This window comes from Nocardioides sp. NBC_00368 (genome assembly GCF_036090055.1).
Lineage (GTDB): Bacteria > Actinomycetota > Actinomycetes > Propionibacteriales > Nocardioidaceae > Nocardioides.
The window spans coordinates 1,080,204-1,094,336 of sequence record NZ_CP107970.1 but is presented as its reverse complement, the minus strand read 5'-3'; the positions used below and the strand labels follow the sequence as shown (position 1 = coordinate 1,094,336).

Sequence of the window (14,133 nt, the reverse complement as noted above, 5' to 3'; positions counted from 1 at the left end):
CGGCTGCGGGACATACGGGCCGAGTGGGCGGGATTTCCTGGGGCAGATGCGCCGGGTCGGGGGTTTCATGCCGGCTCCGCGATGAGTTTTGTCTCGAGGTACTCCTCGAAGCCTTCGACGCCCATCTCCCGGCCGAGGCCGGACTGCTTGTAGCCACCGAAGGGGGCGTCGGGGCCGAACCACTGGCCGCCGTTGACGCCGATGGTGCCGGTGCGGATCCGGGCGGCCACCGACTTCGCGCGCTCCAGCGATCCGGACTCGACCGAGCCGGAGAGGCCGTAGGGCGAGTCGTTGGCGATGCGTACGGCATCGTCGTCGCCGTCGTGCGCGATGACCGTGAGCACGGGGCCGAAGATCTCCTCGCGGGCGACGCGGGCGGTGTTGTCGAGGCCCGCGATCACCGTGGGCTGGACCCAGAACCCCGCGGCCAGCTCACCCTCCTGGACGGCGGCAGCGCCGCCGGTGGCGATGCGGCCGCCCTCCTCCTCGGCGAGCGCCAGGTAGCCGAGGATCCGGTCACGCTGGACCGCGGAGATCACCGGGCCGCAGATCGTGCCGGGCTCGGCCGGGTCGCCCGCGCCGAGCGAGGACATGGTCGCGGCGGCGGCCTCGACGGCCGCGTCGTAGGACGCCCGGGGCACCAGCAGCCGGGTCGTCAGCGCACAGCCCTGACCTGCGTGCACGGCCACCGAGAAGGCCGCCATCGACGCGGCCGAGGCCACGTCGGCGTCGTCGAGGACGATCGCCGCGGACTTGCCGCCGAGCTCGAGGAAGACCTTCTTCAGGTTCGGCGCCGCGGCCGCCATGATGGCCCGGCCGGTGGCCGTGGAGCCGGTGAAGGAGACCAGGTCGACCCGCGGGTCCTCGGCCAGCATGGCGGCGACGCGGTTGTCGCGCGGGCTGACCACGTTGAACACCCCCGGAGGCAGGTCGGTGTGCTCGGCGGCCAGGCGTCCGAGCTCCGCGGCCAGCCACGGGGTGTCGGGTGCTGGCTTGAGGATCACGGTGTTGCCCGCGGCCAGTGCCGGCCCGATCTTGGCCAGGTTGATCTGGTTGGGGAAGTTCCACGGCGTGATCGCCGCGACCACCCCGACAGCTTCCTTGCGCACGGTGCGGCGCGAGGAGATGCCCATCGTGACCCCGACCCCCAGATCTCGCGACCACTCGTAGGACTCGGCCAGGTCGATGGTCCACCGCAGTGTGTCGACCGGGGTGTCGAACTGGGGCCCGGCCACCAGGAAGGCCGGCGCGCCGACCTCCGCGGTCGTCAGCTCACGCAGCGCAGCGGCGTTGTCGAGGATCGCCTGGTGCAGCTGGCGCAGGCAGCGAACCCGGAACGCCACGTCGGTCGACCAGTCGGTCTCGTCGAAGGCCCGGCGCGCGGCGGCGATGGCGGCGTCCATGTCCTGGGCCGTCGAGTCGGGCGCGCGGCCGATCTCCTGTCCGGTGGCCGGGTTGAGGATCGCGTACGTCTCGCCGGATGCGGCCGCGCCGAGCTTGCCGTCGACGAGCTGCTGGGCGGGCGGGTTGGTGGGGTTTCGGTTCGTCACACGGGCTCCTGTCGAAGCGAAGCCAGAGACGGTTTGCTCTGGGTCACGAAGTTCCCGGCCGCGACGGGTGGCGGCCAGACGGTCGAGGGCAGGTCGGCGAGGCGGTAGTGACCGGGCTGCTCGATGCCGTTGAGGGACATCCGCTCCAGCAGCCCCGCGGTCGCCTTCTTGGCCTTCACGATGTCGAGGAAGGTGGTCGCGGTGGACCCGAGGTCGAACCAGTCCCGCTGCCAGGCGAACTCCAGCCCGTCGCCGCCGGGCCGCCGCGTGAGGCCGAACCAGGAGCCGCCGATGCCGAGGATCTCGTACTCCTCGCCGGTCGCGTCGTCGACGATCCCGGCCCGCTGCCTCCAGAACCCGATCACCATCGCGTTGACGTCGTCGATGACCGTCGCCTGGTAGTCGTAGTGCCAGCCCTCGAGCCCGGCCATCTCGGTGCCGAGCGCCCACTCCCGGATCTGCTCGCGACCCACGGCCATGAAGTGCTCGTCGGGGGTATACATCCAGCCGTACGTCGCGTCCTCGGCGTACGCGTCGGCCAGCGGCGCCCAGTCACCCTCAGCCTCTGCTTGACGGTTAAGGTCGAGCCACTCGGCCCAGAACCGTTCGATCTCGGTGCGGTCCATGTCAGTCCTCCCTGTTGATCGTCTCGGGCTCCGCTTCGACCAGGGTGAGAGCGAAAGCCGGGCAGTACTTGACGGCCGCACGCGCGGCCGCGATCTGGTCTGCGGACGGGTCGGGGACGCGTACGACGACGTGATAGCCGTCCTCGTCGAAGCCGAAGAGCTCCGGTGCCTCGGCGAGGCACTCCTGGTGCCCCTGGCACAGACCCAGGTCAGCGGTCAGCGTCACGACCGCCTCCTCCGGTAGCGGACCCGGCAGGGCTGCTGGAGCTGGATCACCATCTTGGTGAAGTCGTCGGCGTACGACTCCAGCGGCTGCGCCGCCTCGAACGAGTAGTCGCGCAGGATGACCGAGAAGATCGCCTTCATCTGCATCATCGCGAACGCGTTGCCGACGCAGCGGTGCTTGCCGGCGCCGAACGGGATCCAGGTCCAGCGGTTCTGCATGTCCTCCTGGCGCGGGTCGATGTAGCGCGACGGGTCGAAGGCCTCCGCCTTCGGGAAGTCCTCCTCGATCCGGTTGGAGACCCGCGGCGAGGCGGCGAGCAGGGTGCCGGCCGGGATGGTCTCGCCGAGCAGCTCGAAGTCCTCGCGAACCAGACGCATCAGGATGATCAGCGGCGGATGCAGCCGCAGCGTCTCCTTGAGCGCGGCCTCGAGCACCGGGATGGAACGCAGCGCCTGGAAGGAGACCTCGCTGCCGTCGGCGTACAGCTCGTCGAGCTCTTGGACGACATCGCCCATGACCTCGGGGTTCCGCAGCAGCTCGATCATCGCCCAGGACGCCGTGCCCGAGGAGGTGTGGTGGCCCGCGAACATCATCGAGATGAAGATCCCGGTGATGGTGTCGGTGTCCATGTCGATCGAGATCAGTACGTCGAGCAGGTCGCGCTCCTCACGCGGGACCTTGCCCCGGGCGACCCGCTTGTCGACGATCGCCTGGACGAGCGCGACCAGGCGCTCCCGGGCGGCGTCGCGCCTCCGGAAGTTCTCGATGTCCGCGTACGCGTCGACGTACGCGATCGCGTCCGTGCCGTGCTCGAGCTCGTGATAGTGCTGGGCGAACGAGGAGTCGAGCTCCTCGCGGAACGGCTTGCCGACCAGGCACGCCGAGGTCGTGTAGATGGTCAGCTCGGCGAAGAAGTCGAGCAGGTCGATCTCCCCTTCCTCGCCCCAGCCGGCGATCATCCGGCGGATCTCGGCCTCGATCGTCTGCGCGTGCCCGCGCATCATGTCGCCGCGCAGCGCCTGGTTCTTCAGCATCTGCTGGCGCTCCTCGGGCGAGGCGTCGAAGACGACGCCCTTGCCGAAGATCGGCGTCATGAACGGGTACGCAGCCGCCTGGTCGAGCACGTCGTCGGGCGCCCGGAAGAACGCCTCGTTGGCCTCGGCACCGGTGACCAGGACGACGTCCTTGTCGGCGAGCCGGAAGCGGCCGAGGTCGCCGCACTCCTCGCGGACGCGGGTGAACAGCGAGATCGGGTCGACCCGCATCTCGGGCAGGTGCCTGGTGCCGCGGATGATCTCGGGGACGCTCGGGTCGTGGTCGTCCAGGACGGTGGAAACGGTGGGGATCGTCATGCTCTCTCCTGCCGCCGGTCGCTTCGCTCCCCGGCCCCTTCGGGAACGACGGGTGCCTCGGGGTTGACGTCGATCGTGCTGATGTGGACGCCGCGCGGAGCGGTCACGATCGTCGTGATCGCGTCGGCCTGAGCGCGCGCCTTGAGGAAGTGCGGGTGCCGGGCCAGGCCCCAGCGGACCCACTGCTCCAGCACGAACCCGCCGAGCTCGGCGGGCCACTCGTTGCCGATGTCGGAGTGGGTCGGGCCGGGGCGCACGACGGAAGCCCTGACGCCCGTGCCCTCGAGCTCCATCTGGAGCGCGGCAACCATGCCTTCCAGGCCCCACTTCGAGGCTGCGTACGCGCCCATGAAGGGTCGTGGCCTCACCGCCACGTCGGAAGAGAGGAAGACCAGGTCGCCGCGGCGCCGCTCGATCATCCCCGGCCCGAAGGCGCGCAGGACCCGGTGGGCGCCGAGGAGGTTGATGTCGACCTGGCCGGCGAAGGCCTCGGTGGGGACGTCGACGGTCGCGCCCGGATGAGTGACGCCGGCGTTGCTGACCACGACCTCGACATCGCCCAGATCGGCGGTCACCTTCGCGGCGAACTCGGCCACCGAGTCGTCACTGGTCACGTCGAGCGGGTGCGCCACCGCCTCTCCCCCGTCGGCCCGGATCGCGGCGGCGATCTCCTCGACCCGGTCGACCCGGCGAGCCCCCAGCGCGACCGGGAATCCGGCCGCGGCCAGCGTCTTCGCAGTCTCCGCACCGATCCCCGACGACGCCCCCGTGATCACCGCCGGGCGGCGGTCGGGCTGTGCGTACTTGCTCATGCGTCCTCCCGGGATGCTGACCGAGGTAACTCGGCGACTGCGCACTTCCTTCGCGGAACTCCACGAAGGAAGTGATCGCTCAACGAGGTACCTCGGTGGATGTCCACACCGCTCACCGAGGTAACTCGGTGAGCATCCACGGCGCTCATCGCGCCCTCAAGGTGAACGAGACAGGTAACCGGGCAAAGCCGCGCACGCTCGTGGAGTGCACCCGGACGGCCCGGTCGGCGTCGACCTCGAACCCGGACGTACGCCGCACCAGCTCAGCCAGCACGACCTTGGCCTCGAGCCGGGCGAGGTTGGCGCCGAGGCAGAAGTGCCGGCCGACGCCGAAGCTCATGATCCTGCCGAGCTCCTCGGGCGGGCGGTGGATGTCGAAGACGTCCGGCGCGGTGAAGACCCGCTCGTCGCGGTTGGCCGAGCCGAGCAGGACCAGCAGCTTCGATCCGGCCGGCACGACCTGGCCGTGGAGCTCGACGTCCTCGGCCACGTAGCGGGCCAGCATCTGGCTCGAGGTGTCGTGGCGCAGGGTCTCCTCGATCCACGAGCCGACCGGTGTGGTGTCGGCGGGATCGGCGAAGACGTCCGTGAGCTGGGCGGGATGGGCGCCGAGGTGGAAGAGCGCATTGCCGAGCAGCTTGGTCGTGGTCTCGTTGCCGGCCACGACCATCAGGAACAGGAATGCGATCACCTCGTGGTCGAGCAGCCGGTCGCCGTCGACCTCGGCCTCGAGGAGCGCCGAGGTGAGGTCCTCGCGCGGCTGCCTGCGCCGCTGCGCGACCATCTCGGCGTAGTAGCCGATCAGCTCCAGCGCGGCCGTCATCCCGGCCTCCGGCACGTCGCGTACGCCGTCCTCCCGGTGCACCACCAGGTCGGCCAGCCGCCGCACCTCGTCCCGGTCGGCGGCGGGAACGCCCATCATCTCCGAGATGACGTCCATCGGGAGCTTTCCGGCGAGCTCCGCGATCCAGTCCACCTCCCCGGCATCCGCCGACAGCACGGCCAGCGCGTCGAGGTAGTGGTCTGCCATCGCCTGGATCTGCGGCGTCAGCTCGCGGACCCGCCGGGGCGTGAACCCGGCCGAGACCAGCTTGCGCAGCCGGGTCTGCGCGGCCCCGTCCAGGGCGAGGAACGACATCACCCGGTGGGCGTCGGCGTTCCACGCGCTCGCGTCGAGCGAGACCCCCATCCGGTTGGAGAAGGTCACGTCGTTCTTGATCGCGGCGTGCACGTCGGCGTGCCGGGAGAGCGCCCAGAAGTCGTCGGAGGCGTTGTAGTAGAGCGGCGCCTCCTTCCGAAGCCGGGCGTAGACCGGGTAAGGGTCCTCGTGGAAGTCGTAGTCGTAGGGGTCGAAGATCTCGGTGGTGATGGTCGTCATCTCATTCCTCCCCGACGATCACGGCGACGACCGGGGCGAGCCGGTCGGCCATCTCGTCGTAGGTCATCAGGCCCATGCCCGCCTGCAGCAGCGCGCCCGAGAAGGCGAGCAGCAGCGCTTCGCGCACCGCATCCTCGGCGCCGTCCCCGAGCGCCGCCTCGAACCGGGCGGCGAACTCGCCCCCGATCCGCAGCCGCAGCCGCTCGACGTCGGCATCGCTGCCCAGCAGCGCCGGCGTGACCGCGGCCGCGAGCGCCGGTTCCTCGGCGATCCTCGTGGTCAGGCCGCGTACGGCCCCCTGCACCCGCTCCACACGCGATCCGGTCAGGATCGTCGAGGAGGCCTGGGTGAGGTGGCGCCAGAAGAGCTCGGCGAAGAGGCGGCTCTTGGAGGCGAGGTAGGTGTAGGCCGTCGCCGAGGAGACTCCGGCCCGCGCGGCGACCGCGCGGATGGTGAGCGCCTCGTGCCCGACCTCACGCAGCTCCTGCAGGCCCGCGGCGAACAGTCGCTCGACCGTCTCCGTCTGTCGGATGCTCGTTGCGCTGGACACGTGTCCAGATTAGAACACGTTCTTGTTTTCGACAAGGGGTGATCGGCGCCGGTTCGGGGTACCGCACCTCTATGCCGAGAACTGACGTGCTGGGCGAGGAGCTCCAGCGACAACGCGACGTACTCAAGCGGGTGGGCGCGACGTTGAAGGCCGCCGAGATCCCGTTCGCACTGGCCGGCGGCTACGCGGTCTGGACCCGTGGCGGACCGGAGAGCACCCACGACGTCGACTTCGTCCTGCCCGAGGACTGCGTCGAGGAGGCCGTGCAGGCGCTGACCGAGAACGGGATGGATTCGGTCACCGCCCCCGAGGACTGGCTGGTGAAGGTCGGACGCGACACCGTGGTCGTCGACCTGATCCACCGGCTGCCGACCGGGCCGGTCGACGAGGGGCTGCTGGTGCGGTGTACCGAGCTTCCGGTCGATTCCGTGACCATGCCCGTCATGTCGGCGACGGACCTGCTCATCTCGCGCATGCTGGCGCTGAGCGAGCATGCCTGCGACCTCTCGCCGATCCTCGGCTGCGCCCGCGCCCTGCGCGAGCAGATCGACTGGCAGCTGGTGCGACAGGAGGCGAAGCGGAGCCCCTTCGCACAGACCGCGCTCGGCCTGCTGGACGCGCTCGCCATCATGGAAGGAAGCAGTATGGGAGGCGACGATGCCTGACCCGATTCGCGTGGCAGCCGTCGGCGACGTACATCTCGCCGACGACCTGCGAGGACGCTACGCACCACTGCTCGAGGGAATCTCCGCAGAGGCCGACGCGCTGCTCGTTGCCGGCGATCTCACCCAGCACGGCACGGTCGAGGAGGCCGAGGCGTTCGCCGACGAGTTCGGCGTCGCCGACGTGCCCGTCCTCGTCGTGCTCGGCAACCACGACTACCACTCCGGGGCCGAACGGGACATCACCCGACTGCTGGAGGACCGCGGGATGACCGTGCTCGAAGGCACCTCGACCACCATCGACACGGACGCCGGCCGGCTCGGCGTCGCTGGGGTCAAGGGCTTCTGTCTCGGCTTCCTCGGCCGCTCCGCGGCCGACTTCGGAGAGCCGCAGATGAAGGCCTTCACCGGCCACGGCATCGAGACCGCCGACGTGCTGCGCAAAGCCCTCGACGACCTCGGCGACGAGCCCGACGTGACCGTCGCCCTGTCGCACTTCGCTCCCGTCGACGAGACCCTGGTCGGGGAGCCGAAGGAGATCTGGCCGTTCCTCGGCAACTACCGGCTTGGCGAGGCGATCGACGAGACCGGCGTCGACCTGGCTCTCCACGGCCATGCCCACGCCGGACGTGAGAAGGGCCTCACCCCGGCCGGGGTCCCCGTACGCAACGTCGCCCAGCCCGTCATCCAGGCAGCGTTCCGCGTCTACGACGTCGTCCCGAGGAGGTCGGCATGAACGAACAGCTGGCACGAGATCTGGAGCGCGACATCGCGACCGACCCACGCACCAACGAGCTGGGCATCCGGGTCCAGGTACGCGGCGACCATCTCGTCGTCTCCGGCGAGGTCGCCTCCGAGGAGCGTCGGGGCACGGTCCTCGAGGTCGTCAGGGAGCACGAGCCCGGACTCGAGATCATCGACCACATCATGCTCAGCGCCGAGCCCGGTCCGGGCGGGCCCGGCCACGAGAAGATCGACCCACCACAGAGGAGCTGATCCCCATGAACAGCGCTGTCATCGCGGTCACGATCGGGATGATCGTGTTCTGGACCGTCCTGATGCTGATCGCCGCCTTCCTCGACCGGCGTCGCGGCCGCCAGATCGAGCACGACCTCACCGAGATGGAGCGCGAGTACCATCTCGACGGCCGCGACCGGTACGGAAGCTTCGACCACCGGCCTCGCTCCCACCGCTGAGCCCGCTCAGGCCCCCGGCGGAAGCTTCGTGAAGTCGGGCTCGCGCCCCTCGGCGAAGGCGACGAGCGCCTCGATGTTGGCGGGCCCACCCAGCAGCTCGGCGAACTTGGCGTTCTCCAGCTCCCGGGCCGCCTCGATCCCCGGGCGCAGCGACGCGGTCATCGTCTCCTTGACCGCGACCAGGCTGCTGATCGGCCGCGAGGCGAGCGTGGCGGCATGGTCCCACGCGGTGGCGAGGAGCTCGTCGGGGTCGGTGAGCCGCCACACGAGTCCCATCTGCTGAGCCTCCGCCGCGCTGACCCACTCCCCCGACATCAGCATCCAGGCGGCGTTCTGCCGACCGATCAGCCGCGGGAACAGGAAGCTCGATGCCGCCTCCGGCGCCACCCCGAGCGTGGTGAATGGCGTCTTGAACCTCGCTGCGGTGGAGGCGAAGACCAGGTCGGCGTAGCCGAGCAGGGTCGCGCCGATGCCGAGCCCGAGCCCGTTGACCGCGACGACCAGCGGCTTGGAGAACGCCACCAGGGAGTCGAGCAGGCCGATGAACCCGTGAGAGGCGCCGTCGCCGGCATCCTCGCGAGCATCCTCGCCGGCACTCGAGGCGGTCTCCTTCATCTCGATCAGGTCGGTGCCCGCAGAGAAGGCCCGCCCGGTCCCGGTCAGCAGGACGACTGCCACCTCCGGGTCCTCGTCGGCGGCGCGCAACGCCTCGGCGAGCGCGACGTAGAGGGCCTGGCTGAAGGCGTTGAGCTGGTCGGGTCGGTTGAGGGTCAGCGTACGGACGCGGTCGCGGTCCTCGCTCAGCAACAGGTCGGACATCAGGCCGCCCCGAGGATGAGGTCGGCGGCGCGCTCCCCGATCATGATGGCGGGCGCGTTGGTGTTGCCACCGGTGATCGAGGGCATCACGCTGGCGTCGGCGACCCGCAGGCCGTCGATGCCCTTCACGCGCAGCGACGGGTCGACGACCGCACGCTCGTCCGAGCCCATCCGGCAGGTGCCCACGCCGTGGTAGACGCTGTGCACGATGTTGGGCAGCAGCTCACGGGTGGCCTCGGCGCCGGCGTAGTCGGGGCCGGGCGTGATCTCGCCCTGGTTGTCACCGAGGCCGACCATCATCTCGCGCACCTTCGCGATCCCGTCCAGGAGCACCTCGGTGTCCTTGCCCGAACTCAGGTAGGCCGGGTCGAGCAGCGGGTGTGTGAACGGGTCGGCGCTGGCCAGGCGTACGGTGCCGCGGCTCTCGGGATAGATCAGCGTCGGCAGGATGCACAGGCCGGGCCTGCTCGTCGGCGGCCGGATCGCCTTCTCGCCGTCCTGGTTCGGGAACGGGTAGACCCAGTAGAGGACGTGCAGCTGCAGGTCGGGGACCTGGCCGGCCAGGGCGCTGCGTACGAATCCGAAGGCCTCGAACTGCGAGCCGGCCGCCCAGCCCTTGCGGGTGAGCCGCGACTTCGCGAAGCCGGCGGCGAAGTAGGCGGGCGTGGGCCGCCGCAGCGCGGAGTCCATCCGGAAGGAGACCGGCACGAAGAGGTGGTCGTGGAAGTTGTCGCCGACCGGGAGGTCGGCGTGGACCTCGATGCCGTGCTCACGGAGGTGGCCGGAATGACCGATTCCGGAGAGCATCAGCAGGTGCGGCGAGCCGTAGACGCCGGCCGAGACGATCACCTCGCGGGTCGCCCGGATCGCCTGCTTCTCACCGTCGGCGCCGACCACCTCGACGCCGGTCGCGCGCGAGCCCTCGATGCGTACGCGGGTGACCTGCGCCTTGGTCAGGATCAGCAGATTGTCCAGGGGCTCGCGCAGATAGGCCTTCGAGGCGGAGTATCTGCGTCCCTCGGACGCAGAGAGCTGGACGACGCCGACGCCCTCCTGCTCCTTGCCGTTGTAGTCGTCGAGCGCGCTGACCCCGAGCCGCTTGGGCGCCTCCTCGAGCCAGGTCTGTGCGGCCGGGGTGAGGTCCTTCTGGTAGCGCACCTTCACCGGCCCACCCTCGCCGCGGAACTCGTCCGCGCCACCCTCGAAGTCCTCCATCCGCCTGAACGCGGGCAGCACGTCGTCGTAGGACCAGCCGGTCGCGCCGTCGGCCGCCCAGTCGTCGAAGTTCTGCCGGTTGCCGCGCACCCAGAGCATCCCGTTGATCGAGGACGAGCCGCCCAGCACCTTGCCGCGGGTCATCGGGATGACCCGGTCGAGGGCGGCGCTCTGCGGCACCGACTTGTAGCCCCAGTCGACCAGCTTCTTGAGCTGTGGCGTGGAGAGCATCGCGGCGACCGCGCCGGGGAGCTCGAGGAGGTTCTTGATCCCGAAGGCGGTGTCCTTGGTGCCCGCCTCGATCACGATCACGCTGGCACCGCTCTCGGCCAGCCTGCGGGCGGTGGCACACCCCGCGCTCCCGGCTCCTACGACGATGTAGTCGGCTTCCATGTTCACTTCTCTCTCCCGGTGATCCCTTCCGGAAAGACTAGAACACGTTCTACTGTTGTGTCATGCGCCACGGCATCGTCCTGTTCACCTCGGACCGCGGCATCGCGCCCGCCGAGCTCGCCTCCGCCGCCGAGGATCGCGGCTTCGACACGTTCTACGTGCCCGAGCACACCCACATCCCGGTACGCCGCGACGCCCTGCACCCCACCGGCGGCACCGAGCTCCCCGACGACCGCTACCTGCGTACGCTCGACCCCTGGGTGACGCTCGGGACGTGCGCCGCGGTGACCTCACGGATCGGGCTTTCGACCGCGGTGGCACTGCCGGTCGAGTCCGACCCGATCACGCTGGCCAAGACGATCGCGACCCTCGACCACCTCTCCGGCGGCCGGGTCTCGCTGGGCGTCGGGTTCGGCTGGAACACCGACGAGCTCGCCGACCACGGCATCCCCGGCGACCGCAAGCGCACCGCGCTGAAGGAGTACCTCGAGGCGATGCGCGCCCTGTGGACCGAGGAGGAGGCCGCCTACGACGGGGAGTTCGTCTCCTTCGGCCCCTCCTGGGCCTACCCGAAGCCACCGCAGGGCCGAATCCCGACGATCGTCGGCGCCGGCGGCGGGCCCAAGACGCTGCGCTGGATCGCCCGCAACGCCGAGGGGTGGATGTCGACCCCGACCGAGGCCGGCATCGGCGACAAGGTCAAGACCCTCCAGGACGAGTGGGAGTCAGCCGGCCGCGAGGGCAAACCGGACGTCCGGGTGCTCGTCGCCAAGCGGCCGACTCCGGAGGACCTGACGGAGTGGTCGGTCGCCGACGAGCTGATCTGGGGCGTCCCCGACACGGAACCCGCCGGCGTACTCACCTACCTCGACAAGCTCGCCACCCGCCTGAATTTGGCCTGACCGACCGCCGACTCGGCGCAACTGTCCCATCAGCCATCGCCGAGTCGGCGCATCTGTCCCAGATTTCGGCGCCCACTCGGCGCGAATGTCCCGCTGCGGTGGAGCAGTTGCGCCGACTCGGCGCTCTCCCACGAGACAGATGCGCCGACTCGGCATTCTCACGCGGGACAGACGCGCCGAGTCGGCGTCAGTTACCGCCCAGAACCTGGTTGAGGAAGGTCATCACGCGGGCCAGGCCGGCGCGCGATGCGGGCGAGATTCCAGGCAGGGTGAGATAGGCATGGGTCGCCAGGGTCGGGCAGTGCAGGGCGACCTCCACCCCGGCCGTACGCAGCGCCGCGGCGTAGCGCTCGGCGTGCCTGCGCAGAGGGTCGAACCGCGCGGTGAGAATGAGCGCCGGCGGCAGGCCCGCATGGGAGGCCGCGCGCAGCGGCGAGACCGCCCATTCCTCGGCGCGCGACCCGTCCCCGCCGAGGTAGTGCTCCACGATCCCGCCGAGCCCGGGCCCGCGCAGGCCGACGAGGTCGACGACCGGGTAGATGAGCACCTGGCCACGGATCCGGGGCCCACCCTCGTCGCGGGCGCGCAGAGCCGTCACCGCCGCGAGGGTGCCGCCGGCACTGTCGCCCAGCACCGCGATCCGGTCGGCGTCGCCGCCCAGGTCGACGGCATGGGCGACCACCCAGCGAAGCGCCGTCCAGCAGTCCTCGACCGCCGCCGGATAGGGGTGCTCCGGCGCCAGCCGGTAAGCCGGTGCGACCACGACCGCTCCCGTGCGGGCCGCTATCCGCCCGGCCATCCAGCGGGACTGCTCGGGCGAGCCCCAGCACCAGCCGCCGCCATGGAAGGCCAGCACGATCGGTCGCCCGGCAGCGGAGGCCGCGGGAGCTCGCGGGGCGTGCACACGCAGCCGCATCTCGTCGGCCCAGACCTCCCGCATCACCGCTCCCGGGTCCTCTGCACCGAAGACCCAGGTCAGGCGAGGGTTCGCCAGCAGCGCCGCACGCCGCTCACGCAGCTCGACCATCCCGTCCACACCGCGATCCTGCACCTCGACGGCGGCCCACGTCGTGACATCTGACCGACCGACGGCCGAACGGAAGCCCACGACCGACCCATTTATAGAACACGTTCTGCCATGATCGGGTCATGAGTGACATCAGGGAGATCGAGCAGCTCAAGTTCCGCTACGTACGCCTCCTCGACACCAAGCAGTGGGACGAGTTCGCCACCTGCTTCAGCGACTACGCCACCGCCGACTACGCCGGCCTCTCCTTCGGTTCGCCCGGCGAGCTGGTCGACTACATGCGCACCAACCTGCCGGCCGAGATCATCACGATGCACCACCTCCACCACCCCGAGATCACGGTCGACGGCGACGCCGCCACCGGCCGCTGGTACCTCTACGACAAGGTCTTCGCGCCCGCCTTCGAGTTCGCCCTCGAGGGCGCCGCCTTCTACGAGGACCGCTACGTCCGTACGCCGCAGGGCTGGCGCATCGCCCACACCGGCTACGAGCGCACCTGGGAGCTCACCACCAGCCTCAAGGACCAGCCCAGCGCGAAGCTGACCGGACCCGGCGGACCGGCCACGCACGCCTGAGGCGCCCGCAAGGCCCAGCGATCTGGGATCTTGCGAAACACCGTCCGGACGATGGGATCAGCCGACCTCGTACTGCCCCACCTCGACGAAGTGCTGCAGGGCCTCGAAACTGCCATCCTCCAAGGCCGCGATCGCGGCCTGCTCGAGAGCACTTCCGTCCTCGGCCCGGCCGAGAATCCGGAAGGTCTCGAAGCGATAGTCCTCCCACAGTGCCGCTCGGTAACCGGTCTGGAGGAACTCCTCGAGTGCCTCCGCCGATCCGTCGTCAAGCGCCGCCTCCGCGGCTCGGTGTACCGCCGTGCCCGACTCCGCCTCTCCGAGTATCCGGAAGATCTTCACCCGGTTGTCCTCGGTGCGCGGACCCCAGCGTCCGGTCTCCAAGAAGTAGGCGAGCGCCTCGGCCGAGCCGTCGTCCAGGGCTGCTTCTGCCGCGGCTCGCTCCGCGGGGCCCGTGTTCGGATCACCCAGGATCTGGAACACCCGCGCCCGATCATCCTCGTACTGCGCGATCGCTCGGCCGGTCTCCAGGAAGTAGGTCATCGCCTCGACGCTGCCGTCCGCCAGCGCCTCGTGCGCCTTCTCCAACACCGTGCGCCCGCTCGCAGGGTCGTCGATGATGGCCTGGATCGCGGCGCGCAACGCTTCCGGATCCGTCTCCTCGGCAGCCTCCACGGAGACCGGCGCCATGATCGTGGAGACCTGACCTGCGGGGGCCGCGACGGCGGCCGGTCCGATCTGCAGCAACGATCCGACGAGCAAGGTCAAGCCTGCTCCCTGGACAACGCGCGTGGGTTTCATCTGATCTCCTCGAGCCGGGGACGCGATCGCCGCGTCGAGTATCCAGACGTCGC

General features: G+C 70.1%; 17 protein-coding genes. 6 read left to right on the top strand and 11 right to left on the bottom strand.

From position 1 onward, the window contains the following. Positions 1 to 65 precede the first annotated feature (65 nt). The 7 genes from OG984_RS05130 to OG984_RS05100 form a co-directional block, all read right to left on the bottom strand. Positions 66 to 1,550, bottom strand: coding sequence for an aldehyde dehydrogenase (locus OG984_RS05130; RefSeq protein ID WP_328530557.1), 1,485 nt, complete (start codon positions 1,548 to 1,550; stop codon positions 66 to 68). Continuing rightward, complete coding sequence (locus OG984_RS05125) at positions 1,547 to 2,176, bottom strand: hypothetical protein (protein WP_328530556.1); 630 nt, start codon at positions 2,174 to 2,176, stop codon at positions 1,547 to 1,549. Before OG984_RS05125 ends, OG984_RS05130 begins: the two co-directional genes overlap by 4 nt. 1 nt (position 2,177) lies before the next feature. Beyond that, positions 2,178 to 2,402, bottom strand: coding sequence for a ferredoxin (locus OG984_RS05120; protein ID WP_328530555.1), 225 nt, complete (start codon positions 2,400 to 2,402; stop codon positions 2,178 to 2,180). Then, on the bottom strand, positions 2,399 to 3,754 hold the full coding sequence (locus OG984_RS05115) for a cytochrome P450 (protein ID WP_328530554.1): 1,356 nt from the start codon (positions 3,752 to 3,754) through the stop codon (positions 2,399 to 2,401). The genes OG984_RS05120 and OG984_RS05115 overlap by 4 nt, the downstream gene beginning before the upstream one ends. Continuing rightward, on the bottom strand, positions 3,751 to 4,566 hold the full coding sequence (locus tag OG984_RS05110) for an SDR family oxidoreductase (RefSeq protein ID WP_328530553.1): 816 nt from the start codon (positions 4,564 to 4,566) through the stop codon (positions 3,751 to 3,753). The genes OG984_RS05115 and OG984_RS05110 overlap by 4 nt, the downstream gene beginning before the upstream one ends. A 145-nt stretch (positions 4,567 to 4,711) precedes the next feature. After that, positions 4,712 to 5,944, bottom strand: a complete 1,233-nt coding sequence (locus OG984_RS05105; protein WP_328530552.1) for a cytochrome P450 — start codon at positions 5,942 to 5,944, stop codon at positions 4,712 to 4,714. A gap of 1 nt (position 5,945) precedes the next feature. Then, positions 5,946 to 6,494: a TetR/AcrR family transcriptional regulator gene (locus tag OG984_RS05100; RefSeq protein ID WP_328530551.1), complete on the bottom strand. Its 549-nt coding sequence runs from the start codon at positions 6,492 to 6,494 to the stop codon at positions 5,946 to 5,948. Positions 6,495 to 6,565: 71 nt separating this feature from the next. Here OG984_RS05100 and OG984_RS05095 point away from each other — a divergent pair, with 71 nt between their 5' ends. From OG984_RS05095 to OG984_RS05080, 4 genes are read left to right on the top strand one after another with little or no spacing between them, the layout of a single operon-like run. After that, on the top strand, positions 6,566 to 7,159 hold the full coding sequence (locus tag OG984_RS05095) for a nucleotidyltransferase family protein (protein WP_328530550.1): 594 nt from the start codon (positions 6,566 to 6,568) through the stop codon (positions 7,157 to 7,159). Next, positions 7,152 to 7,892: a metallophosphoesterase family protein gene (locus OG984_RS05090; RefSeq protein ID WP_328530549.1), complete on the top strand. Its 741-nt coding sequence runs from the start codon at positions 7,152 to 7,154 to the stop codon at positions 7,890 to 7,892. Before OG984_RS05095 ends, OG984_RS05090 begins: the two co-directional genes overlap by 8 nt. Then, positions 7,889 to 8,152, top strand: a complete 264-nt coding sequence (locus tag OG984_RS05085) for a BON domain-containing protein (RefSeq protein ID WP_328530548.1) — start codon at positions 7,889 to 7,891, stop codon at positions 8,150 to 8,152. The genes OG984_RS05090 and OG984_RS05085 overlap by 4 nt, the downstream gene beginning before the upstream one ends. A gap of 5 nt (positions 8,153 to 8,157) precedes the next feature. Further along, entirely contained in the window at positions 8,158 to 8,352 is a 195-nt protein-coding gene (locus tag OG984_RS05080; protein ID WP_008360157.1) for a hypothetical protein, read from the top strand. A 6-nt stretch (positions 8,353 to 8,358) separates the two neighbouring features. Here the strand turns inward: OG984_RS05080 and OG984_RS05075 are convergent, their stop codons facing one another. Both OG984_RS05075 and OG984_RS05070 read right to left on the bottom strand, forming a co-directional pair. After that, positions 8,359 to 9,171, bottom strand: coding sequence for an enoyl-CoA hydratase/isomerase family protein (locus tag OG984_RS05075; RefSeq protein ID WP_328530547.1), 813 nt, complete (start codon positions 9,169 to 9,171; stop codon positions 8,359 to 8,361). Then, the gene (locus tag OG984_RS05070; RefSeq protein WP_328530546.1) at positions 9,171 to 10,778 is read right to left on the bottom strand and encodes a GMC family oxidoreductase; all 1,608 of its coding nucleotides are present in this window, start codon (positions 10,776 to 10,778) and stop codon (positions 9,171 to 9,173) included. Before OG984_RS05070 ends, OG984_RS05075 begins: the two co-directional genes overlap by 1 nt. 62 nt (positions 10,779 to 10,840) lie before the next feature. Here OG984_RS05070 and OG984_RS05065 point away from each other — a divergent pair, with 62 nt between their 5' ends. Beyond that, positions 10,841 to 11,680, top strand: a complete 840-nt coding sequence (locus OG984_RS05065) for an LLM class F420-dependent oxidoreductase (protein ID WP_328530545.1) — start codon at positions 10,841 to 10,843, stop codon at positions 11,678 to 11,680. Between the two features lie 187 nt (positions 11,681 to 11,867). Here the strand turns inward: OG984_RS05065 and OG984_RS05060 are convergent, their stop codons facing one another. Next, the gene (locus OG984_RS05060) at positions 11,868 to 12,707 is read right to left on the bottom strand and encodes an alpha/beta hydrolase (RefSeq protein ID WP_328532326.1); all 840 of its coding nucleotides are present in this window, start codon (positions 12,705 to 12,707) and stop codon (positions 11,868 to 11,870) included. 122 nt (positions 12,708 to 12,829) lie between these two features. On the opposite strand from OG984_RS05060, the gene OG984_RS05055 reads away from it, so the two are divergent. Then, entirely contained in the window at positions 12,830 to 13,282 is a 453-nt protein-coding gene (locus OG984_RS05055) for a nuclear transport factor 2 family protein (RefSeq protein ID WP_328530544.1), read from the top strand. A 57-nt stretch (positions 13,283 to 13,339) separates the two neighbouring features. On the opposite strand, the gene OG984_RS05050 is transcribed toward OG984_RS05055, so the two are convergent. Next, a complete protein-coding gene (locus OG984_RS05050) occupies positions 13,340 to 14,047 on the bottom strand; it encodes an ALF repeat-containing protein (protein ID WP_328530543.1) in 708 nt (235 codons plus the stop codon). Positions 14,048 to 14,133 lie beyond the last annotated feature (86 nt).